This window comes from Candidatus Sysuiplasma acidicola, from assembly GCA_019721035.1.
Taxonomy (GTDB): Archaea; Thermoplasmatota; Thermoplasmata; order Sysuiplasmatales; family Sysuiplasmataceae; genus Sysuiplasma; species Sysuiplasma acidicola.
This window is the reverse complement of record JAHEAA010000003.1, coordinates 122,689-149,686: the sequence shown is the minus strand read 5'-3', so window position 1 is coordinate 149,686 and position 26,998 is coordinate 122,689. Positions and strand designations below refer to the sequence as shown.

At 51.7% G+C, this 26,998-nt stretch carries 26 protein-coding genes and 1 pseudogene; 10 read left to right on the top strand and 17 right to left on the bottom strand.

Annotated elements, in window-relative coordinates:
• Positions 1 to 268, top strand: a 268-nt coding sequence (locus tag KIS30_02490) for a hypothetical protein (GenBank protein MBX8645615.1), incomplete at its 5' end; no start/stop codon positions are given.
• A 178-nt stretch (positions 269 to 446) separates the two neighbouring features.
• On the opposite strand, the gene KIS30_02485 is transcribed toward KIS30_02490, so the two are convergent.
• From KIS30_02485 to KIS30_02450, 8 genes are all read right to left on the bottom strand, one after another.
• Positions 447 to 1,184 carry an ABC-2 transporter permease gene (locus KIS30_02485; GenBank protein ID MBX8645614.1) on the bottom strand — a complete coding sequence of 246 codons (738 nt, stop codon included), beginning with the start codon at positions 1,182 to 1,184 and terminating at the stop codon, positions 447 to 449.
• Positions 1,181 to 2,104, bottom strand: a complete 924-nt coding sequence (locus tag KIS30_02480; protein MBX8645613.1) for an ABC transporter ATP-binding protein — start codon at positions 2,102 to 2,104, stop codon at positions 1,181 to 1,183. The genes KIS30_02485 and KIS30_02480 overlap by 4 nt, the downstream gene beginning before the upstream one ends.
• A gap of 236 nt (positions 2,105 to 2,340) precedes the next feature.
• A complete protein-coding gene (locus tag KIS30_02475; GenBank protein ID MBX8645612.1) occupies positions 2,341 to 2,682 on the bottom strand; it encodes a type II toxin-antitoxin system PemK/MazF family toxin in 342 nt (113 codons plus the stop codon).
• 10 nt (positions 2,683 to 2,692) lie between these two features.
• Positions 2,693 to 2,917, bottom strand: a complete 225-nt coding sequence (locus tag KIS30_02470) for a hypothetical protein (GenBank protein MBX8645611.1) — start codon at positions 2,915 to 2,917, stop codon at positions 2,693 to 2,695.
• 257 nt (positions 2,918 to 3,174) lie between these two features.
• Positions 3,175 to 5,004, bottom strand: coding sequence for a hypothetical protein (locus tag KIS30_02465; protein MBX8645610.1), 1,830 nt, complete (start codon positions 5,002 to 5,004; stop codon positions 3,175 to 3,177).
• A gap of 274 nt (positions 5,005 to 5,278) precedes the next feature.
• Positions 5,279 to 6,115: a glycosyltransferase gene (locus KIS30_02460; GenBank protein MBX8645609.1), complete on the bottom strand. Its 837-nt coding sequence runs from the start codon at positions 6,113 to 6,115 to the stop codon at positions 5,279 to 5,281.
• 121 nt (positions 6,116 to 6,236) lie between these two features.
• Positions 6,237 to 6,767 (bottom strand): hypothetical protein, encoded by a 531-nt coding sequence (locus KIS30_02455; protein MBX8645608.1) that lies wholly within the window; start codon positions 6,765 to 6,767, stop codon positions 6,237 to 6,239.
• Positions 6,768 to 7,110: 343 nt separating this feature from the next.
• Complete coding sequence (locus KIS30_02450; GenBank protein MBX8645607.1) at positions 7,111 to 7,998, bottom strand: EamA family transporter; 888 nt, start codon at positions 7,996 to 7,998, stop codon at positions 7,111 to 7,113.
• A gap of 170 nt (positions 7,999 to 8,168) precedes the next feature.
• On the opposite strand from KIS30_02450, the gene KIS30_02445 reads away from it, so the two are divergent.
• Positions 8,169 to 9,125, top strand: a complete 957-nt coding sequence (locus KIS30_02445) for an NAD-dependent epimerase/dehydratase family protein (GenBank protein ID MBX8645606.1) — start codon at positions 8,169 to 8,171, stop codon at positions 9,123 to 9,125.
• A 69-nt stretch (positions 9,126 to 9,194) separates the two neighbouring features.
• On the top strand, positions 9,195 to 9,656 hold the full coding sequence (locus KIS30_02440; protein ID MBX8645605.1) for a COX15/CtaA family protein: 462 nt from the start codon (positions 9,195 to 9,197) through the stop codon (positions 9,654 to 9,656).
• Here the strand turns inward: KIS30_02440 and KIS30_02435 are convergent.
• Positions 9,577 to 10,032, bottom strand: a complete 456-nt coding sequence (locus tag KIS30_02435; GenBank protein MBX8645604.1) for a hypothetical protein — start codon at positions 10,030 to 10,032, stop codon at positions 9,577 to 9,579. The genes KIS30_02440 and KIS30_02435 overlap by 80 nt on opposite strands.
• A 158-nt stretch (positions 10,033 to 10,190) precedes the next feature.
• Positions 10,191 to 10,844 (bottom strand): hypothetical protein, encoded by a 654-nt coding sequence (locus tag KIS30_02430; protein ID MBX8645603.1) that lies wholly within the window; start codon positions 10,842 to 10,844, stop codon positions 10,191 to 10,193.
• 146 nt (positions 10,845 to 10,990) lie between these two features.
• On the opposite strand from KIS30_02430, the gene KIS30_02425 reads away from it, so the two are divergent.
• Both KIS30_02425 and KIS30_02420 read left to right on the top strand, forming a co-directional pair.
• Positions 10,991 to 11,440, top strand: a complete 450-nt coding sequence (locus KIS30_02425; protein ID MBX8645602.1) for a hypothetical protein — start codon at positions 10,991 to 10,993, stop codon at positions 11,438 to 11,440.
• 189 nt (positions 11,441 to 11,629) lie between these two features.
• Positions 11,630 to 13,486 (top strand): annotated as a pseudogene (locus tag KIS30_02420) (agmatine deiminase family protein).
• Between the two features lie 10 nt (positions 13,487 to 13,496).
• Here KIS30_02420 and KIS30_02415 read toward each other — a convergent pair.
• Complete coding sequence (locus KIS30_02415) at positions 13,497 to 14,423, bottom strand: pirin family protein (protein MBX8645601.1); 927 nt, start codon at positions 14,421 to 14,423, stop codon at positions 13,497 to 13,499.
• 243 nt (positions 14,424 to 14,666) lie between these two features.
• Positions 14,667 to 16,226: an amidohydrolase family protein gene (locus KIS30_02410; protein MBX8645600.1), complete on the bottom strand. Its 1,560-nt coding sequence runs from the start codon at positions 16,224 to 16,226 to the stop codon at positions 14,667 to 14,669.
• A 273-nt stretch (positions 16,227 to 16,499) separates the two neighbouring features.
• On the opposite strand from KIS30_02410, the gene KIS30_02405 reads away from it, so the two are divergent.
• A complete protein-coding gene (locus KIS30_02405; protein MBX8645599.1) occupies positions 16,500 to 17,528 on the top strand; it encodes a hypothetical protein in 1,029 nt (342 codons plus the stop codon).
• A gap of 302 nt (positions 17,529 to 17,830) precedes the next feature.
• Here KIS30_02405 and KIS30_02400 read toward each other — a convergent pair whose 3' ends face one another.
• The 4 genes from KIS30_02400 to KIS30_02385 form a co-directional block, all read right to left on the bottom strand.
• On the bottom strand, positions 17,831 to 18,142 hold the full coding sequence (locus KIS30_02400) for a hypothetical protein (protein MBX8645598.1): 312 nt from the start codon (positions 18,140 to 18,142) through the stop codon (positions 17,831 to 17,833).
• Complete coding sequence (locus tag KIS30_02395) at positions 18,114 to 18,389, bottom strand: AbrB/MazE/SpoVT family DNA-binding domain-containing protein (protein ID MBX8645597.1); 276 nt, start codon at positions 18,387 to 18,389, stop codon at positions 18,114 to 18,116. Before KIS30_02395 ends, KIS30_02400 begins: the two co-directional genes overlap by 29 nt.
• A 182-nt stretch (positions 18,390 to 18,571) precedes the next feature.
• Positions 18,572 to 18,892 (bottom strand): rhodanese-like domain-containing protein, encoded by a 321-nt coding sequence (locus KIS30_02390; GenBank protein ID MBX8645596.1) that lies wholly within the window; start codon positions 18,890 to 18,892, stop codon positions 18,572 to 18,574.
• Between the two features lie 9 nt (positions 18,893 to 18,901).
• Positions 18,902 to 19,675 carry an MBL fold metallo-hydrolase gene (locus tag KIS30_02385; GenBank protein ID MBX8645595.1) on the bottom strand — a complete coding sequence of 258 codons (774 nt, stop codon included), beginning with the start codon at positions 19,673 to 19,675 and terminating at the stop codon, positions 18,902 to 18,904.
• A 207-nt stretch (positions 19,676 to 19,882) separates the two neighbouring features.
• Here KIS30_02385 and KIS30_02380 point away from each other — a divergent pair, with 207 nt between their 5' ends.
• The 4 genes from KIS30_02380 (at position 19,883) to polX (ending at position 26,481) form a co-directional block, all read left to right on the top strand.
• Entirely contained in the window at positions 19,883 to 20,314 is a 432-nt protein-coding gene (locus tag KIS30_02380) for a helix-turn-helix domain-containing protein (protein ID MBX8645594.1), read from the top strand.
• Positions 20,315 to 20,380: 66 nt separating this feature from the next.
• Positions 20,381 to 21,286, top strand: coding sequence for a DMT family transporter (locus KIS30_02375; protein ID MBX8645593.1), 906 nt, complete (start codon positions 20,381 to 20,383; stop codon positions 21,284 to 21,286).
• A gap of 266 nt (positions 21,287 to 21,552) precedes the next feature.
• The gene (locus KIS30_02370; protein MBX8645592.1) at positions 21,553 to 24,663 is read left to right on the top strand and encodes a PAS domain S-box protein; all 3,111 of its coding nucleotides are present in this window, start codon (positions 21,553 to 21,555) and stop codon (positions 24,661 to 24,663) included.
• 99 nt (positions 24,664 to 24,762) lie between these two features.
• Positions 24,763 to 26,481: a DNA polymerase/3'-5' exonuclease PolX gene (polX, locus tag KIS30_02365; protein ID MBX8645591.1), complete on the top strand. Its 1,719-nt coding sequence runs from the start codon at positions 24,763 to 24,765 to the stop codon at positions 26,479 to 26,481.
• 25 nt (positions 26,482 to 26,506) lie between these two features.
• Here polX and KIS30_02360 read toward each other — a convergent pair whose 3' ends face one another.
• On the bottom strand, positions 26,507 to 26,953 hold the full coding sequence (locus tag KIS30_02360) for a hypothetical protein (protein ID MBX8645590.1): 447 nt from the start codon (positions 26,951 to 26,953) through the stop codon (positions 26,507 to 26,509).
• Positions 26,954 to 26,998: the final 45 nt, after the last annotated feature.

The window sequence follows — 26,998 nt, the reverse complement described above, 5'->3', positions numbered from 1 at the left end:
GAAGGCACTGGATGCAAAGTACTCAATGTCCGCTATGCTGTTCATACTTCAGAATGGGCAGTGTTTCAAGAAAGATCTCTATAGTGTTGTCACGAGTCCAAACACACTGGACAAGCTCCTAGATATTCTGCAGGATGCCGGACTGATAACTATGAAGGAAGAGATGAAAGGCAGACGTACATATCTGATCTCACTGAGCGCAACAGGCAGGAGAGTTGCGAAGAAGCTCAAAGAAATTGATGGCCAGCTGTCGAGACGAAAACGGTAGCGTATGTTTTGGCGTTCAGGCACTGTGCAGTTTTGCCTGCAGATGCTCTCTGGCCCAATGTCTCAAATGCATGAGTTATGAGAAATGAACGTGAAAAAACATGGCGCAGAAACTGCAGAACTGAAGCTCATATCATGAACGGAAACGCCATTCGGGCGTTTGCTTGAGTGCGTTGCCTTCACTTCCAGTTTGTGAGGATTTCTTCCCTGTGGAATGTGGCTTTACTGACCAGAAACATGAATATGGCCATGACCAGAAGGATCGCTGAAATTATCAGAACATTGGTGTCGTTGTAAAGGGAAATTATACCGATTTCGCCCAGCACGTATAGGATGATGAACGGTGCGACCGATAAAGCACCCATGTTGTACGCGCCCTGAACACTGTTCACTTTTCCCGATATGAACACGCTGAAACTGATTGCATATATGCAGGCAAGCGGTATAGCGATGATCTGTATTATTGCAAAACTCAGGTTTGGAAAGAACAGATACCCGAATTTGGCACGCGTGAACAAGTCTGAGAGCGTCATAAACACGAAAGTTCCAAGGTAAATCGGCAGTATCGCCGGTATGAAAGCGCCTATGTACTTCCCCACAAGAATCTCCTCGTCGGTAGTCGGCGTTGAAAGAAGGGGTTCAATGCTCTTCTCGACTTTCTCTCCCACGAGACTGTACGATGAGATATAGAGCGGAAGGAAGACTGAGAAAATCACGAAGAAGAATCCGAAGGCACCCAGTAGATTCGCAGGGTTGGCCACCTGGTGTGATTTTCGGATGAGCAGATATTCGACAAGCGATGGAAGACCTATGCCGATGATTAGAGGCAGTGCAATGAGCCCTGCAATCAGAGTCTTTTTCCTCCTGAGTACCGACATGTCCTTTTTTGCCAGCAGCCATGATTTCCAGAGTCTCACCGGTCAGCCTCCCTGATTAGTTTCAGGTACACATCCTCCAGGGAGGCACCAGACTCGTTTACTGACCTTATTTTCCCTCCTGCTGCGACTATGGAGTTGACCATAGCTGGCGTCTCAGTCTGAGGGTCTGCCATTTCAAGAAGCAGACTGTTTCCGTTTACCTCCATATACCTGGGATGACGGGATTTTACAGCCTGGAGGATATCGTCGCTCATGTTCTCAAGAACAATAATGGTTTTCTTGCTGGAAATGGCCTTTTCAAGGTTCTGCGGCGTATCGACGGCGATTAGTCTTGTTCTCATTACACCTACCCGATCACAGATACGCTGAGCCTCGTCCAGATTGTGTGTATTCAGAAAAATTGTTCTCTTCTCCCTCTTCAAATCAAGAATGACATCCCTGATGGTTCTGGAAGCTTCGGGGTCCAGGTTTGCCGTGGGTTCGTCCATGAACAGCACTTCCGGTTCATGAATCAGGGCCCTTGCAATGGCGACTTTCTGTTTCATCCCCTTGGAAAAAGAAGCGATTGGCTGATCTCTCTTTCCCCAGATATCGAGCATTTTGAGGTACTTTTCCACATTATTCTTTATCAGGTCGGCAGGCGCTTCGTACATGCGGCCGAAGAATTCAAGATTCGCATACGCACTCAGTGTCTCATAGAGGCCGACATTTTCATGCACGATGCCAATCATCTTCCTTATCTTCATGGCATCCGTCTTGTCGGAAGTGTCTAAATCCCCTATTCTCGCGCTTCCACCCGTTTTGGAGATGAGACAGCAGAGCATCCTTACCGTTGTTGTCTTGCCTGCCCCGTTGGAACCGAGCAGCCCGAAAACTTCCCCTTTATTTACAGAAAAGGTCACAGAGTCTACAGCAGTCGAATCACCGAATTTCTTGGTCAGATCCTGTGCATCGATCATTCCCATCAAAATTGCCTTGCAGTATCCCTTCCAACTGGAACGCCAATCTTAAAGTTTTGTGTGAAAACCATGCCGATTGTGTGCGATCGTGTGAATAAAAACAAGGATAGCACTTTGGAAGGCGTGGGTTGATGTCATGAAAAGAAATCTCTTGTCAATGCCAAATATTCAGTTGACTCTGGCAAGACTGCCCAAAACCAATTGTCCTGATTATCTGCTCAACTGGAGTCGTTCTCTCAGTAAATGCCAAGGACAATTTTTGCAGCTTCAAGAAGTTGCAAAAATTCAATATCAGATATGGTCCCAATCTGCTCGATTAGGCGCAGTTGAGATACAGACCTTATTTGAAATAGGTCAACAACAGACGTCTTGCTCAAACCGTTGGATCTACTCGGTTCCATCTTCACCATCCATGGAATCGACCCATACCTTTGCTTGTACTCTGTGATAGGAGCAATTAACTTGAGGGGTAGGACACCGATTTCATCACCATTCATGATGACGCATGGTCTTGATTTGGTGATCTCAGCCCCTATGGTCGGAGTGAGGTTCACCAGCCAAATCTCCTTCTGATTCAAAACTATCGACCTATTCCAAAAAATCTTCCGAATCAATCTCGCCAAAAACGTGTAGCTCATTGTTGGCGAGGTAATCAGCCTTCAGCCTCAATGCAGCCTCTTTGACTCTTGCCTTCTTCTCGTTTATCAACTTCTCGCGAATAGAGTCTGCTACAAAGTTCGACTTGTTCGGAATCTTCTTCAATTCTTCTGCCACTTCTTTAGGCAGAGTCAGGCTAACTCTTACTGATTTCATGAACATAGTTATGCATATCAAGTATATGCTGTTTTTTGTCCATATTTACGCACACTATTGATGTTGCGGCGCAACTATCTTTGCTTAGAGCCAGCTCACGGATATCAAATAGAAAACACATAGAAAACACAACGGATTTCCGTGGTCGTGTCATGGTCTGAACTGCACAATCTGAACGATGAGTCTTTCACTGCAGAAGAGTAAAAAAGTGAAAGAGGTTTAGGTCGTGTGAAACCGGACCGACAGGCTCATCGACCTCAGGATGCCTGATAATAAATCAGTGTACCGTTTCTGGCAATAAGTGAATCGTTCACCGCTATTTCCTTCAGATAAAAGGATGCGCTCTCCTGACCATCCGTTATGGCAAAAGAGTTCACCGTCTTCTGCGTGTATGCGTGATTGAAAACAAGCGATGTGATCTCAAACTCGGAATTCAGTTCGCCGAGAAACGCACCTGTGCCGTTCACAGATGTGTCATTCACTTGAGTTATGGAGTTTGTGAAAGAACCGGCCGATGACATCAGTGATACGGTCGTTGTTGTTGTGATGTCGCGTACCTGAGTAACATTGAATCCGATAAGCACGGAAAGAGGTGATGAAAATATAATGTCAAACACATCCGTTCCGTTGATCTGTATGTATTCGCTCTTCTGGACGGTCGTTACGATCTGAAGCTTTTGCCCGTGCGTCGTTGCCAGGTACGTGCTGTAGGTACTGTAGGTCGTATTGATGTACTCATACACGGCAAAGTTCTGATGATACACCAGACCGTCTCCGTACGGAGTAGATTCGACTATGTTCAGGCTCGGATCAAATATGGTCGAGTTTCCGCGGAACGTTACTGTTTTTCTGAATGTGCTGGCATTACTCCAGAGTGTCGAACGCTGCGACCCGTGCGAAGTAAACACTTCGCCCACGAATTCGCTGTCGTTAAGGTAGGCGGCCGAGAACGGTATGCTCTCTGAAGTGGTGTTCGTCTGAGGAGACTGCACATAATGGTTGCGGAACTGAAGAGATGTTGACGGACCGACTGAGCTTACGGTATTGCCGGTGGTGAGCATGAAATTCAATGCTACCCTGATCCACAGATTTTCATCCTGAAGAACCTGGATCTGTATTGTTTTCGTTCCGTGAAGCAGATGCAGATACGGCGCGAGCGGTATCACGTGCGGCGGATACAGTTCTGCACCTATTCCGAGTATCGGCTGCCACAGGAAGAGGTCGCCGCCGCCTGTCTGTATGTTTGGATAGGGTTGTATCGTGTCGATGAGTGTGCCGTTTATGAATATCCTGAATTCTCTGAACGGCGGCTGCAGCGTGTACCAGAATTCGTCGTTTCCGTTCTGCTGTTCATAGAAGTTGATGTATGCGCCGGTGACATTTGAGGGAAACGTCACGTTTGCATACCGGGACACGTTGAAGGGAATGGGCACGTTCACAGGAAACGCGTTTTTCGGTGTCGGGAATCCGACGGATGTGAAGGCCGGCAGCACGACAGAAGGCTGGAGTGCTTTCGTACCGGCATAGAATGTGAACCATACCGAGAGATAAGACGAGTACCCTGGATTAAACTGCGGGCATGTTACAAGCACACTGGCAGTTCCCTGCAGGATGGAATAATAATCTGTAACATTCGCAGTCACAGACGTGTTCTCCAGTTCAAGGGTGTTACCTGCCATGATCTGCACACCGTTAACCTCAACGATGAAGCTCGTGTCGAAAGGGTTGCTGACATACGTGTCGAAATAGGTCACCGTGATCTTCGAAAACGATCCAACGGGGAAAGGCACAGAATTGTTGACAACCACGGATGTGGTATTATGAGATACAAACTTATTATAGACAGGAACGACGACTACAGACCCGGAGGGGTGGGGAATAGCCGGTCCTGCTCCGTCTGAGCCTGTGGGGGCATCCATGGCAATGCCCAATTGCCTTGAATTCGCCGCGATCGGCGAACCGTTGCCGGCGGTGTTCTGTCTTGCGATCAATTCGGAGTTTGTGCGCTGCCCACTGAATGCCATGGTGGAGGATAGGAACAGCATCACCATCACGGCAGTTATCAGACACATCCATTTCTGCTTCACAATGACACCTTCTACATGGGGAAAAAGTTTACTGTGTTTGGACGGTCCCGTAAATGCAATTCACTCTCATAAAGATTAACATCATACAGGGTGGTTTAGATCATTTCCATGCCACAAATAGAGGCCAGTTAGAATTTATCGACATCAGACTCTACAGAAGCCGGCGACAGTTCGAGTCATATGTTGGCATTTCCATGGTTCACGATATCAGTCATCGGAATCCAGTCAGTGACCGGCTAAGGACTGGACCCATACTGAACATTTTGTGTGCTCCTCAGTCGCGTGCATATCTGCTGACGAAAAAATCTACTGCTGCCTTTGGAACGTAGCGTCGCAGCGGCAGATTCATCACGCGTATGCCTATGAGGGTCACGAGCATGATCGGTATGACCCGCAGGATGGGCATCCTGGTCCGTTCGTCATGGGACCACCGGACTGGCACTTCAACCATGCTCCTTCCGTCCCGTCTCGCATGATACAGTATGTCTATGTCGAATGTCCTGTTTGTCACCACCGTTTTGGAAAGCAGTTCGGTGATGAGATGCGTGCGGAAGAACTTCACGCCGCACTGCGTATCCCTGATCGGGACGCCGAGCATGCCCCTCACCAGAAGATTGAAGACTCTGCCCGCCACACGGTTGAACAGCGGCTCTTTCCTGTCCCATGCACTTCCGACGATCCAACGCGAGCCGACGACACAGTCGTAGTCCCTCGCAAGCCTTATGATCTCTGCAAGGCTGACGGCAGACAGGCTGCCGTCGGCGTCCACATATCCTGTGATGCCGTATCGCGCCATCCGTATACCGGCAAATATGGCTCCGCCCTTTCCGAGTTTGCGATCAAATTTATGACACTTCACTCCCAGTGCAGAATATGCATTCGCAACCGCCTCAGTACCGTCATTGCCATCGATGATCACATTCACCTCGTACTGAAGACCGGAAGCCCGGAGCACGGGCAGGTATGATTCGAGTGCTTTGCCTATCCTGTCCTCTTCGTTGTATGCCGGGATCGTAAGCGAAATGCCAGCCGGTCTCTCATCCTGAGGCGCCGGAGGTGTGGCGAATACTGTTTCGCGTCTCTCAATCTGATCTGTATTGAATGCAACCATTGCCGAATCACCGGATCTCCGACAACACGTTTGGCCGGCACCCGGCAGAAAATACCAGTGGAGAGGAAGCGAAATAGAGGATGTTAACAGGTGAAGAGTGCACAATAGAAGCCATCTGTAATTACCTCCATTGTGGCTGTTCCGGGTGCGCAGCCGAAGCGTCCTTTTGCCTGTCGTCGTTGCCCTTTTTTCCCTTCCGGTACGATATCGTGCTTCGCAGAATGAGCATATCGTCCAGATCGGGCCTGTAGCTCCTTACAATTTCCACATATCGCTCTGCCTGAAGTGAGTAAGAAGAGGAGTATGTGTCGCAAATTGTATCGTCGGACATGATCTTCCTGACTATCAGCCTCGCCTGCGCCTCGACGATCCTCTCCCGCCCATGCAGCAGTGTCATGAGTCTTGAAAGGCTCTCCACAAAGAAGGAAGGCTGTTTTCCATGATCTTTTTTCTGCCTTACTCGGCCGCATACTGCACAGTAGGTGTGCAAATCCATCGTCGACGGTTCGTCGGGAATGCTCTCAAGCCAGACTCTTTCCCTGGTGCCTCCGACATGAACATGACTGCCACCCAGGATATCAGTCATACCGTGGATGCCGTCAGTGGTGTTTACAGGAGACTCAGCATTCCCTATAGCGTTAACCAGATACAATCCCCTTTCCCTCTTGTAAATGCAGATGGTTATTAAAGAATTGTCTGCTTGCCAATCATGTTGTGAACAAATGGGAAAGCGCTATCCGCCCCGGGAGGCACCAGGACACGTGCGAGCACTGAGATCATTGCCAGCCAGCGATCTTTTCGCTGCATTTGGATGAAACCGCTCCTGCCTGCCGATTACACAGTGCTGCATTCTTCGCCCTGAGCGGCCCGCGATATGCCCGTCGAACAAATCTGAGTGTCGTGCCACCGCGCAGCTGCATTGACCGCTTCGACTTACACCGGCACGTTTAAACGCTCTGCGCACAGGATGTGGAAACGCAGGACGTGTGATGAGGCTATGCCTTGCCGGACAGCTGCATGAGCACAACTGAACAGATAATCATGATGCCTCCTGCATACTGCAGTGGCGTAAGGGCAATGCCCAGGAGCAATAGCGAAGAGACAGCCGCGGAAAGCGGTTCCACGGTTCCAGCCAGCGAAGCGCGGGTGGCCGAAATCACTTCCATGCTCCTGATGTAAAGCGTGAAGGGTATCAGGGTACCGATCATGCTGACAAACACAATCAGCAGGAAGACGGGCAGAAAAGCGGTTGCAGTCAGATGTCCGAAGTACGTGAGCGATGGGCCAATTGACATCGGGATAGCAAACACGCCTCCGATCAGCAACGCCCATGTTATGGATGTCGTGGCACCGAACCTGCTTATCATTGGGCGCGAGAGCAGCGTGTAAATTGCCGCTGTTAGCGCAGAAAGCAGGCCGAGTGCGAGGCCCAGGGGATTTATGGCGAGACCGAAACTGCTCAATGGGAAATTCGTGGACAGCTCAAATATACCGACGAGAGCCAGGAACATGGTTACATACAGCGCAGGATGGCTGTTGATCCTTCCGGCGACGAGTTCGAAAACAACCACGAGAGGGAACATCAGATACTGAAGCATGGTTGCCGTTGGTGCATTCGTGTACGTTATTGCGCCGAGGTACGTGAGCTGCACGAAGAGAATGCTCAGCGAAAAGAGCAGAAGGAGAAGAGTGTTCCCGCGTGGAACCTTTGGCCTGAACAGCATGAACAGCAGCAAACCCGAAAGGAGCATCCTCACAAGGAGGAGCGAGAGAAAAGGCATCCTGTAGATTGTGAACAGTGCGGAAGCGACAGTACCGGAAAGACCCCAGAGCGTTGCCGCAAAGAGCGCGTAATAGACGCCGGTGAGCTTCCTCCATTTCATAAATTGTGTCAGTGCTGCGATGACGTTCAGCTATTTCAGCTGAGAAGGTGGAATTGGTCTGACTGGAGCGGTTTTTCAGGATTCCGGAGAAAAAGCTGGGGGAGAGCGTCTCCTGCCGGTCCGGAGTCGCCGATGTAATTTATTATATGCCGATCCTGCATTTGCCGTTCATGGCCGGTGAAAAGAGGTTTCTGGTTACAGGGGGCGCTGGATTCATAGGCTCCAATCTGGTTGAAACGCTCGTGCAGGGAAATCAGGTGGACGTGCTTGACAATTTTTCAGCGGTCGACGACAGATATATCAGACATCTGAAGGACAGGAAAGGCTTTGGCATACTGAAGAAGGACATCACCAGAGAAACTGATTTCGATGGTCTCGGGCCTTACGATACAGTATTCCATCTCGCCGCAGACTCGGACGTCCGCGGCGGCATGGAAAGACCGACCTTTGATTTCAGAGTCAATGCAGAGGGCACGCTTAATGTGCTTGAATTCATGAGAAAGCGCGACATAAAGGAGATTGTGTTCGCGTCCAGCTCCACAGTCTATGGGGAGGCGGAGAGAATACCCACGCCGGAGGACTACGGACCATATATGCCGATATCCTCCTACGGTGCGTCGAAGATGGCCGCCGAAGGATTCATTTCTGCCTACTCCCACTATTACGGCATCAGAGGCACGATATTCCGGTTTGCCAACATTGTCGGACGCAATTCTACGCACGGCGTGATCTTCGATTTCATCATGAAGCTGAAGAAGGACAGCAGGCATCTCGAAATACTCGGGGACGGGACACAGAGAAAGTCATACATGCACGTCTCCGATTGTGTGAATTCCATGAACTACGTCCACGGACGGAGCAGCAGGACGGACATCTACAACCTGGGAAATGAAGGGACGACGTCGGTCAGGAAGATTGCCGACACCGTTGCCATGGGGATGGGATTGTCCGGCGTCAGCTACAGGTTCACCGGCGGAGAGGAAGGAAGAGGATGGAAGGGTGATGTGAAAATAGCAGAGCTGGCGGTGAAGAAACTGCTGGACACCGGCTGGAAGAACAAATATTCAAGCGACGAATCGGTGCGCGTATCAGTGGACGAGGTTATACGGCAAGTGCACCGGAAGTGAGCAACCTGCACATGTCACGGCTGCGGCAAAACTAATGTAGTCGGATGCATCAGGTCAGGAGGTGGTAACATGGAATCGTACAGACTGACCGGTCTTATGGTTCTCGTAACGGTCTGGGTGGAATTTGTCATCGCCGCATGCGTTGTATTTCTGGATCCGCATGACAACACATTCCCGTATTCCACCTTAGTGCTGACGTGGCCGGGCGTCCTGGAACAGGTGCACCGGATCTGGGCGCTAGTAATATTCATTGTCTTTCTGGCGAACCTGCTGCTTCTGATATCTGACAGGCGCCGGAGCCGGAAGGCGCCGCACCAGCTGCTGCCCCTCTCCGTGTTCGCGACCATACTCCTCTTTCTCCAGGCAAGCTTCGGCGCAATAACGATATGGAATTACGACTATCCGCCGTTCGTTGTATTGCACGAGGGCAATGCGGGACTCCTGCTCTTTGTCAGCTCGATTCTGGCAGCGTTTGCGCTATTCCATCCGCAGAATGCACCGGCTTATGCACCCAGCCGAAGTAAAACGTGAAGCCTGTTGTCGCCAGCACCAGACCGCTGAAACTGAAATGGGCTATGATTACGAACGAGTTCAGAAGCGGTTGCGCGAGAGTCGCCGGAATGAGCGCCCCTATGACCGACTGTACAACCATCAGGGCCAGTGTTGCATGCACCATGCGATAGGCCTCTGTTCCTTTTAGATAGCGCAGTCCGATGACCCAGGCGACAATCATGACGGCGGCAAAAATCCTGTGTATCAGAGGGAGTACGCCCTGCCCTGTCAGTATGAAACTGTTGAGCTGAAAGCCTGCGTCTGACGGATCGTCAAATGTGACGAAGCCTCCAAGCACGTATTCCACCAGAACAAGGAGGGAGAGAACAGTAACAGTCTTCCTCACCTGATTCATGGATAATGCTGATTTGCCACGTGGTTAAAAAGTGTTTGATTCCGGGACGCAGCCGAATGTGAGCAGAAAGGATTTGGATTCCAGGGTTTCAGGGTGGCACCCATCGCGATGCAGTGGCTGCCATCGTCCGATGTTTCAAATGTGCCATAACGGAGAAACTACGACTGTTCATCACCCGCATGCTGTTCTCCGCTGTCTTTATGTTTTTCAGCCCTGCGTCTGCGGAAAGCCGAAATCTTCCCCTGTATGTAATGCAGTGCTCCGCTTATGATGCCGTGCTTTGTCGAAGTGGTGCTTATGACAACCAGCACAATGGCCAGATCCACCAGAACGCCTCTGCCGTAGGACACCAGCATATCGCGGAGAGATATGATGGATGCCACGACGTTCACTGCGACAGCTATCACTGTTGCAGCGTCAAGCGTGAAAACAAAGAAGGATCTCGTCCGGAACCAGGTGCGTATCGAGATATAGGCCATATACAGAAGAAAGAGCGCTGCGATAAAACTAACGAAATGAGTCTTTCCGCGGATGGCAAAAAAGAGGAACGAAGAGAGCGTCAATGCCAGATACAGCAGCGTGACAAGGAGTACCAGCGTGATCTTGCTGTTTGTCCAGGGCCTCGGCTTCAGGTGGCGCATATATGAAGTAAACAGGGGGGTCGACAGCGCAACGACGGCAATGCCAATCAGGAAGGCGGGATTGAAGTTTAATGCAATGAGATAAAGCAGCGCCGACAGCCAGATGAGGCCCGTGGCAAGCAATATCCAGCCATATGCTTTGAGAAACTTTCTTGCCCTCAGATTTGCCATGTTTCACTTCCGCAGTCAGGAGACGCGGTGTCACGCCTTCCTGGTGTACTGGTCCAGTGCCTCATCTATCTAACACTTTTCCTGCGGTTTTTTGCACGCAGGACCTTGGAGCAATGGTTAACTATAGTCGTCACGGTACTGGAAGCATGCTGGACAGCGATGCAAGCACCGCAAAGACGCTGACGCTTGTTGCAATCATACTCCAGGCTGTATTCCTTGCATTTGGTCTCTTCATCGTATTCTTTTTTCTGCTGTACACGTCTATGCTTACATTCAACACATTCGGGAACGGTACGGCCGTTAGGGCTGTTGCACCCCCATTAATCGGCATCGGATTCCTTGTAATCATACTGGCATTCAGTTTCGGGACGGGCATCATCTGGATTCTCCTTGATTATTTCCTCATCTACAGGAAGCTTGCCGATGAGAGGGTGGAAGAGGCAGAGACGCCATGCCTCGTCCTGTCAATCGTACAGCTGGTTCTGGGCGGCGTTCTGGCAGGTGTGCTGCTGATCATCGCCTATGTCAAAATCAAAGACTCTGTGAACAAAAGAAAGTCGGCGCAGCCTCAGGTTCCTGCATTTCCCAGAAGCTGATGAGAAGGACAGGCGCCGCGGGGACTGCACAGATGGTCTGTCATGCATGCGATCGGGCTGTTTTCGCAAACCATCCCGCATCCGCCGGAACGGTTCCCTGTATCGTCACGATTCCGCACACGATGTGCGGCGGATTTAAAAGGACGGCGATAATTCAAGCATAAACGGATTGAACGGGCAGTGGGCATCGTGAGAAAAGTAAAGATTGGACTCGTACAGATGAGGATGGGACATGACAGAAACGTGAATCTGTCCAGGGCGCAGTCGATGATCAGGGAAGCGGCTGATCGTGGCGCCGAAATAGTCTGCCTCCCCGAGCTTTTCAATTCGCCTTATTTTCCCCGGGAGCAGGGCGCCGATGCGCCGGCGGAAACCATACCTGGTCACACAATACAGGCTCTCTCACTGGCGGCGAAGGAGAGCCGGGTGATACTGATAGGCGGTTCCATCTACGAGGCTGCCGGGAGTAGGAAGTACAACACTTCGGTCGTCTTCGACAGTGACGGCTCCATCATATCGAAATACAGGAAGGTGCACATACCGCAGGATGCGGGTTTCTACGAAAAAGACTACTTCGCCGGGGGCAGGTCCTACACCGTGGCGCAGACCGGGAAGGCGGGTATCGGAGTGCTCATATGCTTTGACCAGTGGTTTCCGGAGGCAGCAAGAATGAACAGACTGATGGGTGCGGAGATACTTTTCTATCCGACGGCAATAGGCACAGTGGAGGGCGTTGATCAGTCTGAAGGGAACTGGCAGGAGGCATGGGAGGGTGTCCAGAGGGGTCATGCGATAGCGAACAGCATGGTCGTGGCGGCGGTGAACAGGGTCGGAAGGGAGGGCGGCACCTCGTTCTGGGGCGGTTCGTTCATTTACGACCAGTTCGGAACACTCATTGTGAGGGCAGATGACAGCGAGAAGGTCCTTGTGGCGGAATGTGATCTGGACCTTGGAAGGGATGTGGAGGAAGGATGGGGATTCATGAAAAACAGAAGGCCGGAAACATACGGCAAACTTTCCAGGTGATCGGAAATGGATGAATGGCATCGGTGCAGGATGCCTGCCGAATGGGAAAGACACGAGTCCACATGGATTTCGTGGCCGAAGAATCCGCTCACCTTTTCAGCTGAAATCATAGGCGATGTGGAAAGGGCGTATGTCACCATAGTAGAGGAGCTTTCCAGGGGGGAGAGGGTGGACATACTGGTCGACGACGGAGCCGGGGAAAGAAGAGTTTCAGATATGCTCTCCGGCACCGGGCGCGTCGCATTCCACAGGATCAGGTCGGCGGACGTGTGGGTCAGGGATTACGGTCCTATATTCGTAAGGCAGGGCGCCGGCATTTCGGCGACAAAGTGGATATTTAATGCGTGGGGCGACAAATACGACGACCTGCTTCCGGACAACGAGGCAGGGAAAGCACTGGCTGCGGCAACAGGACTGAAGGTCATAGAGGAAGACATGGTGCTCGAGGGAGGTTCCATCGATGTCAACGGCAGCGGCCTGCTGATGACGACGGAGCAGTGCCTGATGAACAGCAACAGGAATCCGAAACTCTCTAGAGCTCAGATAGCGTCGAAACTGAGCGGACGACTTGGCGCCGAACAGATCATCTGGCTAAAATCCGGCATAGAAGGGGATGACACAGACGGCCATATCGACGACATAGCGAGATTCGTCTCCAAAAATACGGTAGTATGCATGATTGAAGAGGACGAACACGACGGCAACTTCAGCCAGCTGAACGAAAATCTCAAACTGCTCAGGGCGGTGGAAACGGCGTCCGGCGGGAAGCTGGATGTGGTGACTCTTCCGATGCCGGGAAGACTGGAGGACGGCGGGAGACTGCCTGCGAGCTATGCCAATTTCTATATCGGAAATGCTGTCGTCCTTGTACCCGTATTCGGCGACAGGCATGATGATGCCGTTCTTGACACACTGAAGACGCTGTTTCCCGGAAGGAAAATCGCCGGCATCGACTGCAGGGCACTGGTGCACGGCCTGGGAACCATACACTGCGCGACGCAGCAGCAGCCGGCACCATAAAGCTGCGGGCTCATTCGATGTAGTCGTACGATGTTGCCTTGTGCTTTATGAATTCGCCGGTCTGGAGTTCCTGGAATGCCTCCGCCAGCTGTTCCCTCGTGTTCATGACGATTGGTCCGTGCCATGCGATCGGTTCTTTGATCGGCCTTCCTGAAATGAGCAGGAAACGGACCGGGGAGTCCTCCGTCCTTATGTTCACCTTGTCGCCGTCCCGTCCGTAGAGCACTACGCTCTTCGGCCCTGCACGTACGTTCCTGATCCTGTCGAAGATGCCTTCTCCCTCCACCACATAGGCAAAGGTCGTGTATCCGTCCCTGACGTCGTAGCTCAGTTCACTGTGGTCCTGCATGGATATGTCCAGATAGTGTGCATCGACCGGCAAATCACTGACCGGTCCGGTTATATTGCCGAGGCCCGGCACACTGTTGAGCTTCCCGGCGACCAGTTTCACTTTTGCACCATTGTCCATTGTTACTTCGGGTATACTCTCCCTGAGAAGGTTCCTGTAATTCGGCTCATTCATCTTCTTTCCCGCCGGTATATTGACCCAAAGCTGGAAGCCTCTCATCTCCGGATCTTCCGCTTCCTCTGGCAGTGTTCTGGGTCTCGGCCTGGGCATCTCAGCGTGGAATATGCCGCTGCCTGCACTCATCCACTGAAGGTCGCCATTCCTGATGACGCCCTTCGTTCCAGTGCTGTCCTCATGATGCACCTCCCCTTTGAGCAGATACGTGACAGTCTCTATTCCCCTGTGCGGATGCCAGGGGAAGCCAGCCATGTATTCGTGCGGATAGTTGGAGCCGAAATCGTCGAAGAGAAGAAACGGATCGAATATGTATGCGAGCTGCTGGCTGCCGAATCCTCTCATGAGCCTAACTCCGGCGCCTTCCATCGTCGGCCTGCTTTTCAGCACTTCTGCAACCCTTCGCTCTTCCATTTTCTTGAGTCACCCTTCAGTGCATTAACAGCCGAGTTCAGATATATAAAGTCTTGAAATACTCATAAGGTGCAATGATCGTTCTTGTACAGAACAGAAAACAGAGCTTGTTGTTCTGAAGCAGAACAGTACTTAGAATTCAAGGAAGCATTTGAAGAATGGAACAGCAGTTTGTTGCACAGAAAGCTCCAGCCGAAGGATGCAGATTTATGTGTCGTCGGCTGGAATTGCAGGCACAGCAGTTTATGCTCCTGCCGACAGCACTCTGCCGCCTCTCTTTCCAGTGACTCTGCCATTGCTCACTTCCAGCACTCCGTTGACGATGACGTACTCAATGCCTGCGGGGAGCACCGCAGGTTCGTCGTACGTGCTCCTGTCTGCTATAGCTGCAGGATCAAAAACGACCACATCCGCGAAATACCCGTTCCTGATGTACCCCCTGCCGCTTATGCCGAACCTGTCGGCCGTCAGTGCAGATGCCTTTCGGACCATGCCCTGCAGTGAGCAGAAATTGAGTTCTCTGACATATCTTCTGAACGCTCTCGGGAATGTGCCGAATGCCCTCGGATGCGGATGACCACCGGTGTAGACGGAGGAGTCGCTGCCTATGCCCGTCAGCGGACTGGAGAACACGATGTCGACATCCGACTCGGCCATGTTATGAACGATGATTGCAATATCGTGCCCGTTTCCCTCAAGGAGTCTGAATACGGCCTCGGCAGGACTCACCTTCAGCTCCCGTGCTATGTCGAGCACATTCATATTGCTGAAGCTGGCGACCTCGGGACCGGTGATGTCCTTCACCACGATCGAGTGCCAGTCGTCATCGTCCCTCGTTTCCTCCATCTCGCGCTTCACGCTCTCCCTTGTCGCACTGTCGGCGATGGCTCTGAGCATCGAGTCGAAGCCCCCGTCCATGATGTGCTTCGGAAGCGAGATCGTCAGATCGGTGTGGGAAGCGGCGTATGGATAGGCGTCCCACATCACCTTTTCACCTTTTCCGGCCCTCCTTTCGAGATCCGTGAGCACCGATACGACCTTCCCCCAGTTTGCTTTACGCGTCGCCTTGAGGTGCGATATTTCCAGCTTTGCACCGGATGTGCGCGAAACCCTGAGCGACTCTGCCACGGATGCTTCCAGCAGGCCGTTCTCGTTCCTCATGTGCGTCGAGTAGACTCTGCCGAACTTCGCCACCACTGCGCACAGTTCTGAAAGTTCCTTCCAGTCTGCGAAGCCGGACGGCGTGTACTCGAGTCCGGACGAAAGACCGAACGCACCCATTGCAAGATTCCTTGCGAGCAGCGCCTTCATCCTTCTCATCTGTGACGCGGATGGCGCTCTGGACGAATAGCCCATGGCTGCAGACCTCAGATTGCCGTGACCTATGAGCGGTGCTATGTTAACGGCAGGCTTCCTGCGATTCACTGCCGCAGCGTACTCCTCAAGGTTGCTCCAGGTGAGTCTGATGCCGCTCCTCAGATATTCCGAACGCATGGGTTCTCTGTTGAGCGGTGTGACGGGAAAAGGAGTGAAACCGCAGTTGCCGGTGACTTCCGTAGTTATCCCCTGCATTATCCTGTTTTCCGCCTTCGGATTGACCATCACCGCGAGGTCAGAATGTGAATGAGCATCTATGAAACCGGGAGCAATGACCATGCCCCTCGCATCGATTTCAATTGAGGCTTTTCCTTTCAATGCGGCTCTCCCGACTATTAAGCGACCGCCTGCCACAGCTATGCCCGGGTTACGGACAGGGGTTGTTCCACTCCCGTCGGCGAGCGTTCCCTCTACAATCCTTATCATTGTTCAGTGGATTGCCGTCGTGCATATGAAATTGCGCAATGGCTGTGCATGCGCATGATTGCAGGCCTACAGGGGGAATGCAGACGCCGGCGTGCGTCCGCGACTGGACTGTCTGGCATGTTCCGGAAAGCGCACAAAAAGGAGGGCAGATGCGGCTGCCCGCAACCGATATACAATCGCCTGACCGCCGTTCGATGCACGTAAAGAGATTCGACAGACGTCAAATAAGCCTTATAAACATCGCTGTGGACTTCAACAGTGAGGTAAAGGCATATGAAACTGATTTCAAAGTTTCTGGCACTTTCCGTAGCGGCACTGTTCCTGCTTTCAGGAACGGCAACGGTCCTCGCCGATAATGGACATACGCACAACGGCATGGACCATGCGCCGATGGTCGGAAATGACGGAAACAAGATAGTGGTAAGCAACAGCCACATGACTGTGTGGTTCGAAGGAATGAAGCCGAATCTGCACGTGTTCCTGAAGGGACAGAACGGCAACGTCACCGGTTTCACCGTGGATATAAAAGGTGTTTACGAAATAAACAAGACTAACGTCCCGGTGGCTGTACTCTCGACCGAGAGAGCGTTCCCTGAGGAAGCTATCGGAATGGGCATGTTCAACTACAACACCAGTGTGAGCGTTCAAAACGACAGTGCGGCTCAGATGGTGAACATAACTTTCAACCTTACGGCAAACGAGTTCACCATGAAGAACAGCATGAACGAGAATTCACACGACTCCACCTGGCAGCCCACGTCCTTCAGCCCCGGAAACGCTTCGATAGCGATCGTCTTCCATGTGAATGAAACCACATCTCATGTGAAGTTCGATCTGCTTGTGCACAAGTGGTCCTGGGCCAACAACACCGCAGACAGGCTTGCGCTGATAACCTCGCTCGAGTCGCACAACAGCATGAAGACACCGGACGGACAGACACCGACACACAGCGGCGCTGAAGTCTCAGGCAACAGCGTCGATGTGAGCAGCTCGCCTTTCAGCTCACAGGGATACATATCCTGGGGCCAGAATGCGAACGCCACATACAGCAACGGCAACAAGGTTGAGCTTTCCGTATCGGCGCTGATGATGAACAACGGCGAGAACAACAGCAACGACGCACACCTGTGGCTCATCTTCAATCCGCCCAGCGGAGCAGCGACGAACTACACAAGCCTGGTCTATGACCCGGTTGTAGGCATACAGTCTTCACTCACGACATTCAGTTACGGACTGATAGGCGCCGCGATTGCTGCGGTGGCAGTAATCGGTGCAGTGATTGTCGCGAAGAGGAGAAGGTAAGCAGGCAGTCTGGAGCGGCAGAGGCACTCAAACCCTTTAATTTTCCTTATTTTTCATCACTCAGAATGATGATTTGATAACATATTGTAAGCAACGCTTTGCACGGCACTATCGCTCTTTCTTCTTGAGTTTTTCAGTCAGAAAAATGTGGAACTGCTCTGTTGCGTCCTCAGAAAACCGATTAAGAGCGATCACATCTTTCACTTTCGACAGTTTCGTGTCCAGTGTGTACACTATTACACTATATTTGAGCCAAGACTCCTGGACAGGGCTATCAGAAAACCATCACATGATTCTACGCTTTAGGTGCTGGCATAATCGAGTCCGTCGTTGGCAATATCAACAGCGATGTCCTGATATAATGAATCTGAACCTGACAGCAGCATGTTGCCCAGTATCTTTCGTGTCGGTACCCTGGGCACCTTCAGATAACGCGTTGCAATATGATAGGCGCCAATTATTGAAGAGACGGGCAGAGCCGCACGCCTGTCTCCCGAAAGCACCGACTCGAGAAAACTGATGCTCATTTCCTTGAGAGGATTATTGAAGACTGAAGGCAGTATTATGCCGACGTCGACGACACCATCACCGAAATCCGATTTTCCTTCTGGCATATTGTTCGCCCAACCACTTCCAGCTTTCCTCCGAATCTTCTGAGCCGATCTTCTGACTGAGCTTTCTGGCTGTATCCGCCCATTCCTTCGCCTTAGCTCTGATTTCTTTGTTATCCTTTGACAGAGTAATCATGCCATTCTTAAGCATGAGGATTACATGTTCGCCCGGCGCAATGTGCAGCGCTCTTCGAAGTTTCACAGGTATCACGAGTCTTCCCTGTTTATCGACTTCTACTGTTTCTTCCACTATTATCACCACATGGTGATGTAATTTCCAAATAATTATTCATTCTCGAAAATAGAATACTCGGGAAGAAGTGCCAGAGCCGACGACAGAGGCAGAAGCAGGAGAAGGACGGATGGACAGTTACGTTCTCCATCAGCTGGAGGAAGCAGTGGTTTATCGCGCGCTGTTGCTGAATCTGGTCGTCACTGCTCCACTTCATAACCTGACTGAATCCATCCGTTCATTCCGTCGATCAGGTTCACTGCATTCTTCAATCCCCTGTAATGCAGGAATTGCGTCGCCTGTTCGCTCCTGTTTCCAGACTCGCACACCATGACAATCTTCTCGTCTGGATGCAGTGTGCGGAACAGGGACGTGAATCTGCTGAGCGGCATGGAGATTGAACCGGGTATCCTGTACCGGCCGAACTCCCACTCTTCCCTTACGTCGACGATCTTCAACGGCTCACCTCTCTCAATCATGCCCTTCAGTGCATCGGGTGTTATGCTTGCTTCCGCCTGCATTGTAATTCCTCACGCTGCTCCGGCCAGGGCCGGCTTGCTGTCGATGAGACCGAGATTGTACTTCTTGATGAGCTGGTAATCCTTTATCGGCTCGTAGGTCGTGCTGATGACAAAATTAACGAAATCCTCCTTCGCTCTGCGCTGAACGGTGCCATTGAACCTCCGCTCATATCCGATGGTGGAACTCGTCTTGTTACCCATGCCCGAGCCGCATGCCGAACCAGCAAAATGTCCCGGATACAGTTCGTAGTAATCTTCGAATTTCAACAGTCCCTGAATACTGTCATAAAGCTGACCTGCTTTTGAGCGCACATCCTCATTATCGGAAAGGACGAGATCTGGTCTGGCAACGCCGCCGACGAACAGCGAGTCGCCGCTCAAGACCAATCTGTCAGCGACATTGAGGGATACGTGGTCAGGCGTATGGCCTGGCGTATAGAGCACTTTCACGGGTACATTCCCGATGCTCAGCGTGTCTCCGTCCTTTACATGAATGAAATCGAATGTCGCCGGTGCAAACTCCGACATAAGCAGTTTCGCACCGGTCAGATTGCCAATCTTCTGGATCGCAGAAAAGTGATCTGCGTGCGAGTGCGTGTCAAGAGCCCTGTTTATCGTCAGAGCGTGATCGTCTGCCGTGGTGATATAGCGTTCGGTCATCTCCTCAAGCGGATCTATGACGATTGCGTCGCCCGTGAGTAAATCCCCTACCATGTACGAGAGACAGCCCGTCTCCTCCCTCAGGAACTGACGGAAGTACAGGTCCTTTGCAGTGCCGGTCACTTTTGATTACCTTCGGGCGTCTTCCAGATATGTACGAATATAAGATGTTTTGCCAAAAATAAATGCGCACACGCAGGCAAAACATATAACATCATCCTGAATCCAGTGGTATTCAAATATGCCTGACATATTATGGCAAATGATTAAAAAGCCTATTCGTATCAGGTCGAGTCGGAAATGCAGAAACTCTTAATCAATGACACCGGCTTGACGCGTAATTTAATATGGCAGGAATTAGCCAAATCGGAAGAGAGCAGATACGGTTCCAGGCTCCTTGCGATTCTGCTCGCGTGCAACGGCCTGAGCAGCTATGACATTGCAAGGATGCTCGGCCACAGCCCACGATCGGTGCAACTGTGGATAGAGCGGTACAACAGCGACGGTCTCGAAGGACTGAAGGAAAAAAAGAAGTCGGGAAGACCGCGCTCGATCTCGGGAGAGCGCTTCGTCCGCCTGCTGGAGGACATAGGACGGAAACCGTCAGCATTCGGCTACGAGGATGATGACTGGAATTGCAGGAATCTCTCCGACCACCTCAGGACAGCCTACGGAATAGCGCTGAGTCCGAGACATTGCAGGAGAATCATGCTTATGCTGAAGGAGCAGAAACGGGCATCGGCCAATGCACCTCAAGTGTAATTACGGTGTTCCCGGATATTGCCAACTCCCCTCGTGATAATATAACCGGACTTATTAGGTGGAAGCGTGGCTTCGGTCAAGGACGTGGCGGCATTTCTGGCCATGGCAACGATGTGGGCATTGAATTACCCTCTTGTGAAGATTGCACTGCTCTACGAGGGTCCGCTCTACATACTCTTGTTCAGACTCGCCATAGGTGCCCTGTTCTCGATTGCAATTGCAGGCGGATTCAAGCATGTACCGAGAGGATTAAGGGATAATGCCTTCATCATGATCACTGGACTGCTGAATTCGGCACTGTTCATGGGCTTCTGGTTCCTCGGCGAGAGGACCGAATCAGCAGCGATATCGTCAATCATCATCTACACATTTCCAATCATCAACATCATACTGTCATACGTCTTCCTGAAAGAGAACCTTACGGCTGCCAGAGCTGTCGGCACAGTGGTGGGCTTCGCGGGCATGGTTGTGATCTTCTTGGAACAGCTGCGCGTCGGCGTAAATGAAGGATTGCTGTACCTTTCACTTGCAGCGATCGTGTGGTCCGCATCTGCGATGGTTTACAAGAAATACCTGAACGGGAGAAATGTAAGTGCGGTCAATGCGATGCAATTTGTTTACGCGGTGCCGTTCGTCTTTTTCTGGGCAGTCTTAGGCGAGAAATTCAATCCCAAGGGCCTAGACTACATGTTTCTCGGAACGATGCTTTACATGGGACTTTTCGGCAGCGCGATCTCCTACCTCCTGTATTTCCATCTCACGAGGAAGTACGATGTCTCGCTCATATCCGGGTTCTTCTTCGTCGTTCCGGCGATCTCCGTTCTGCTGAGTTTCCTGATACTTCATGAAACAAGCTCATTTTTCACATATGCCGGATTCGGGCTCATATCAGTGGGCATCTTCATAGGGTCTTACCGAAGAAGGTCACGCCGCGGCACCGGCAGCCGTTATTCCGACAGTTTAGAAACCTGACGCAGGACTGAACGCAGCAGGCGAGGTAGGACCGCTGAGCGGAAATGGCCCCGAGAAGGCACGGGCATGAGTTTGCTAAAAACACGCAATGCACGAAGAAGATACGGGGAGTCAGCCGTTCCGAAGTTCGTTTTCCAGTCTATTATCACCAGTGAAAGCTACATCAAAAACATATAATTAGGATTAGCATCTACAGAGCGAGCCATATGTACATTTGAAGCACATGAATTGGCCCGTACTGGATTCAAAGGAGCTGATTTCCAATAATGAATTATGAAGAACCCGGGAAGAAAAGGCTCGAAGTGCTGTATGTGGACGACGAAATTCACATGCGGGACTCGTTCAAGCAGTTCATGGAGTATCAGTTTGACGTCAATGTGAAGGCTGCGCCTTCACCGCTCATAGCATTTGACATGATGAAAGAGAAGGAGTTCGATGCAATCGTCTCCGATTATCAGATGCCTGAAATGGATGGTCTGGAGTTCCTGCGCAAACTGAGGTCTTCCGGTTCAGACATTCCATTCATACTCTTTACGGGCAGAGGGAGGGAAGAGGTTGTAATCGAGGCGTTGAACAGCAGCGCAGACTATTATATGCAGAAAGGAGGTAATCCGTCGTCCCTTTTTGCCGAACTCAACTACTACCTCAAGCTGTCGGTGGAGAAGAGGAGAAAAGAGCGGCAGATAGCCCTGACGAACGAAAGGCTGGAATCGCTCATCGAAAACATGTCTGATGCCTTTGCTCTTTTCGATCTCAAAGGACACATAATCTCCATCAACGGCGCTTTCGAAAAGACATACGGCTGGTCCGCTAATGAAGCCGCAGGAATGGAGCTGCCAATGGTTCCTCAGGAGGAAATGAACGCGGCAAAGCAGAGATTTGAGGATGTCGTTGCCAGTGGCAAGGCCATTCACTACACCGGAACGAGGATGCGCAGGAACGGCGAGAGTTTCGAAATGATCATGACCATCACTCCGGTCAAGGACGGACGCGGAAAAGTTGTCGCGATAGCAGGCATTGGAAGAGATATTACAGAAATGGCCAGGGCCATGGCTGTCAACGAAAGGCAGAAGGAAGAGCTGAGGGTTACACTCGCAAGCATCGGCGATGCCGTGATTGCGACGGACAGAAATGGAGTGGTAACCTTTCTTAACGCCGTGGCGTCGAAGCTCACAGGCTATTCAGAGGAGGAAGCCGTCGGCAGACCGGTAAATGAGATTTTCCACATTGTCAACGAGGAAACGAGGGAGCCTGTCGACATTCCTGTAGACCTGGTCATGAGAAATGGCGAGATCGTCGGAATGGCCAATCACACAGTGGTCATAGCGAAGCAGGGCACGGAACGCATGATCGCCGACTCTGCATCACCGATAAAGAATGCAGAAGGCAATATTGTCGGTGTCGTGATGGTGTTCAGGGATGCGACTGAAGAGAAATTGACCGAACGCAGGAGGTCGGCAAGACAGGCCGTCTCTGATGTGCTTGCGTCTGAAACATCAGAAAAGGAAGCGCTGAACAGGATAGTGGAAACTGTCGGCGCCAAACTTGGTTTTCAGGTTGGCGAAGCATGGTTGCTGGACGAGCATGACGGCAGGCTGCGCATTGCTGCGCGCACCGGTAGTGAGGAACAAGACACGGCTTTCCGCAATGTGTCGCTTGGAACTTCGTTCGCGGCGGGAGAAGGACTCCCGGGAAAAGTTCTTGAAACGGGTAAACCGGCATGGATTGCAGATCTGTCCGCAGACAGGAGTTTCATCAGGCAGGCTGCGGCAGGCGCGAACGGCCTGAAGTCCGCATTCGGCATTCCTCTTTCCAACAGGGGAAAGACAGAAGGCGTGATGGTCTTCCTGAGCAAAAAGGCTCTGGATTTGGACAACAACATGGTCAACACCATGCGTGATATAGGCAGGCAGATTGGCCTCTTTATCGGACGGCTCAGGGCTGAGAACAGCATGAAGAGCATACTGCACAACATACAGTCATTCATAGCGAACACTCCGATGCTGATCGCGGTTTCAGACATGAACGGCAATTTCGTTTCCGTCAATGAGTCGTTTGAAGAGACTTACGGCTGGACGAAAGACGAGGTCATAGGTAAATCGGTTCAGTGCATCATACCGGAGGAGCTGAGGTCCGAGATGAAGAAAACAGTGGAGCTTGTCGCCTCTGGCGGAAGTTCCACGTTTGAGACAATCAGGATGAGAAAGGATGGCACAAGACTGAACATGCGTGCGACTGTATCGCCTGTTTTTGATGCCGAGGGCAACGTTACGCACATTTCCACAATTTCCAGAGATGTGACGGCTGAGAAGAGGGCGGAAGCGGAACTCAGACTGAAGAACGAGGTTGTTGAAAAACTCCATGAACTGGTAGTTGTGACGAAACAGGATGAAGAGGGCAATCCTGTCATCATATATGCCAATCCTGCCTACAGCACGATATACGGTTATTCAGCACAGGAAGTGATGGGCAAGACGCTGTGGGACATGCAGGGCGAAGCAACAGATTCATCCTCGCTGAATGCGATGTACAATGCTTATGTTGCAGGCACATACTTCAACGGGGAGATCGCCGGTTATAACAAAAACGGTGACCTGCTTTACCTTGACACCACGCTCTTCCCGATGAAGAACGGTTCAGACGACACAAAGGTCTGGGTGCTTATCCAGAAGGACATCACCGCACTGGTGCTGAACCGTGAGAGTCTGCAGAAAGCCAATGAAAAACTCAACCTGATGGAAACGATAAACAGGCATGATATGCTCAACCATCTGCAGGCGATCGAGGCATATACCCACCTGGTTTCCATGTCCGCCAAAGATGACAAACTTTCGGACAACGTGGAAAAGATCATGAACATAACAGAGATGATGCGGAGGCAGCTCGCAACGCTTAAGGAGTTTCAGTTTTCCGGCAGCCCGCGCTGGATGAGCGTCAGGACGGCATTCATGGACAGCATAGAAGGCATCGACACCGGAGACATCGATCTGAAGCTGTGCGACATGGATGCCGATATCATGGCCGATCCGCTGTTTGAAAGAGTATTTTCAAATCTTGTGAACAATTCGATGAAGCACGGAGGAAACGTCAGGACGATTTCGGTAGATATGGAGGAAAGGCAGGATCACCTGGTCTTAACATATTCGGACGACGGAAAGGGCATTCCCGCCGGCAGGAAAGCGGCCATTTTCCAGCCAGACAGGGAAAGACCGCTGCACGGACTCAAACTGATACGCGACATACTCGAGATGACGCACATGACGATAAGGGAAGTGGGCACCGAGGGCAGCGGATCGAAATTTGAGATCATCGTCCCGAAGGAAAATTACAGGATAAGAACGCAGGAGAGGGAAAGTCGCAGCAACCGTGTGCGGTGACACAGAGCTTCAGGGCCGGGACTGACCGGGCGCAGACAGCCACAACTTACCGTCATCATTGAAGATGGGGAGTGCATTATTGCCTCAGGCAGGTGAAGGATGGATCCGGCTAACGGCCAAGTCGTCGATATGCTGAATGAAATCGCCGACATACTGGAAATCACAGGTTCGGACAGGTTCAGGCCCCTCGCTTACAGGAGGGCTTCGAGAACAATCGAAGCGCTGCCCAAACCAATATCCGCGTACATCGCGGAGGGAAGCGTGTCGGAGCTTGCAGGCGTCGGCGAGGCGATAACAGCAAAGATAAAGGAATTTACTACAACAGGCAGGCTCGAGTATCTGGAAAACCTGAGGAAGAGCATACCCCACGGACTGCTGGATATGCTTAAGCTGCAGGATGTGGGACCAAAGACTGCGGGAAGGCTTTTCGCTGAGCTCAGGGTGACGAGCATAGACGAACTGGAGAAGGCATGCAGGGAACACAGGGTGCGGGTTATCAAGGGTTTCGGGGAGAAGACCGAGGAGAAGATACTGCAGAGCATAGAGTTTTACCGTTCCAGCGGCGGCAGATTCCTTCTGGCGGAAGCCGATGAAGTGGCTTCATTGCTCATCGGGCATCTCGAAAATCATGCTGAACGCATTCTGCCCGCAGGTTCGCTGAGGAGGAGGCGCGAGACTGTCGGAGACATCGACATTATTGCATCGTCGTCCGCGCCGGAGCGTATAATGGACGCATTTGTTTCAATGCCCGAGGTGCGCACCGTCCTCTCGAAGGGAGATACAAAATCCAGTGCCGTCCTGAAAAACGGCATCCAGGTTGACCTCAGAGTCGTGCCGGGTGAGAGTTTCGGCGCGGCACTGATGTATTTCACAGGATCGAAAGATCACAATGTCATACTCAGAACGATATCCATTGACCGCGGATACAAACTGAATGAGTACGGATTGTTCAGTAGGGAAGGGGGCACGGCGGTGGCCGGAAGGAGCGAGGAGGAGATATATACGGCGCTTTCGCTGCAATACATTCAGCCGGAGCTGAGGGAAGCGAGGGGTGAGATTGAAGCCGCTTCGGCAAACAGGCTTCCCGTCCTGGTCGAGGAAGGGGACATCAGGGGCGATATGCACTGCCACACGGACTGGAGCGATGGCAGCAGCACGCTGGAGGAAATGGTGGCTGCAGCAGAAAAGCGCGGTTACCAATACATTGGCATCACCGATCACTCTAAAAGCGAGAAGGTGGCAAACGGACTGCCGGTGGAGAGAATGGACAGGCAGATTGAGCGCATACACGCGCTCAACGATTCGCACAGTTTTAGAACGAAGGTGCTGGTCGGAAGCGAGGTGGACATACTGCCGGACGGCAGACTGGATTATGACAACGACGTGCTGAGCAGGCTCGACTTTGTCGTCGGCTCCATCCATTCCAGATTCAACATGGAGAAGAAGGAGATGACAGAGAGACTGCTGACTGCAATGTCAAATCCGCATCTCACTATTTTCGGACACCCCACGGCGAGACAGATAGGCAAGCGGGAGGCGATATCGTTCGATGCCGACGCCGTTTTCGGCGCGGCGGCGGACAACGACGTGTTTCTCGAAGTGGACGGTTCGCCGGAGAGACTGGATCTGAACGATTCGCTCATAATAGAGGCAAAGAAACATGGCTGCGGTTTCATGCTTGACAGCGATGCCCACCATCACTCTTCACTCTCCAACATGCGTTACGCGGTGGCGATGGCCAGACGCGGATGGCTGGAAAAGCTGGATGTGGGAAACACACAGGACGCAGAGCATATGCTGAAGATGCTTCGTGCATGACAAACGCTACTCGCCGTGCCTGTGCTCAGGCATGCATTTTACGCTTCGCGAGGTAGCACGTGACTGCATTGAGCAGCTGGAATATCAGCAGCACTGTCACTGCCACGGATGTGCCGAAAACGGAGCCGTCCAGTTTGCCAAATCCGAACAGGTAATCAAAACCCTCTGCTGCTGTCCCGTGAAACTGGCTGAGAGCAAGGCCGGAAGCGGCATCTCCGAGAATGGCTATCACGCCGATGACTGACCATACCGCCAGCGCCATTGCGGCCGGCGCCGCTTTCCTCGCAAGCAGGACGATGAGCAGAAGTGCATCAATCACTGCGAACACAAGGAGTCCGTACCAGTGCACGATCGCGTAGGTGTAGAGATATTTGTCCATGGCAAGCAGATACGCGGATGATGCCAGTTGCACGACCACAAAGAACGCAATGGGAATAGCATAGGGTACTTTCCCCTCGGTTTTTGTCGGCATAGTTAGGCTATGGCGGAATAATATTAAAACCTGAGGGAAGGTTAG

Bases quoted from the DNA above. Each gene is read 5' to 3' on its own strand.
- KIS30_02480 (MBX8645613.1), bottom strand. From the start codon at position 2,104: ATGATCGATGCACAGGATCTGACCAAGAAATTCGGTGATTCGACTGCT.
- KIS30_02470 (MBX8645611.1), bottom strand. From the start codon at position 2,917: ATGAAATCAGTAAGAGTTAGCCTGACTCTGCCTAAAGAAGTGGCAGAA.
- KIS30_02460 (MBX8645609.1), bottom strand. From the start codon at position 6,115: ATGGTTGCATTCAATACAGATCAGATTGAGAGACGCGAAACAGTATTC.
- KIS30_02450 (MBX8645607.1), bottom strand. From the start codon at position 7,998: ATGAAATGGAGGAAGCTCACCGGCGTCTATTACGCGCTCTTTGCGGCA.
- KIS30_02445 (MBX8645606.1), top strand. From the start codon at position 8,169: ATGGCCGGTGAAAAGAGGTTTCTGGTTACAGGGGGCGCTGGATTCATA.
- KIS30_02440 (MBX8645605.1), top strand. From the start codon at position 9,195: ATGGAATCGTACAGACTGACCGGTCTTATGGTTCTCGTAACGGTCTGG.
- KIS30_02435 (MBX8645604.1), bottom strand. From the start codon at position 10,032: ATGAATCAGGTGAGGAAGACTGTTACTGTTCTCTCCCTCCTTGTTCTG.
- KIS30_02430 (MBX8645603.1), bottom strand. From the start codon at position 10,844: ATGGCAAATCTGAGGGCAAGAAAGTTTCTCAAAGCATATGGCTGGATA.
- KIS30_02425 (MBX8645602.1), top strand. From the start codon at position 10,991: ATGCTGGACAGCGATGCAAGCACCGCAAAGACGCTGACGCTTGTTGCA.
- KIS30_02415 (MBX8645601.1), bottom strand. From the start codon at position 14,423: ATGGAAGAGCGAAGGGTTGCAGAAGTGCTGAAAAGCAGGCCGACGATG.
- KIS30_02410 (MBX8645600.1), bottom strand. From the start codon at position 16,226: ATGATAAGGATTGTAGAGGGAACGCTCGCCGACGGGAGTGGAACAACC.
- KIS30_02405 (MBX8645599.1), top strand. From the start codon at position 16,500: ATGAAACTGATTTCAAAGTTTCTGGCACTTTCCGTAGCGGCACTGTTC.
- KIS30_02400 (MBX8645598.1), bottom strand. From the start codon at position 18,142: ATGCCAGAAGGAAAATCGGATTTCGGTGATGGTGTCGTCGACGTCGGC.
- KIS30_02390 (MBX8645596.1), bottom strand. From the start codon at position 18,892: ATGCAGGCGGAAGCAAGCATAACACCCGATGCACTGAAGGGCATGATT.
- KIS30_02370 (MBX8645592.1), top strand. From the start codon at position 21,553: ATGAATTATGAAGAACCCGGGAAGAAAAGGCTCGAAGTGCTGTATGTG.
- polX (MBX8645591.1), top strand. From the start codon at position 24,763: ATGGATCCGGCTAACGGCCAAGTCGTCGATATGCTGAATGAAATCGCC.
- KIS30_02360 (MBX8645590.1), bottom strand. From the start codon at position 26,953: ATGCCGACAAAAACCGAGGGGAAAGTACCCTATGCTATTCCCATTGCG.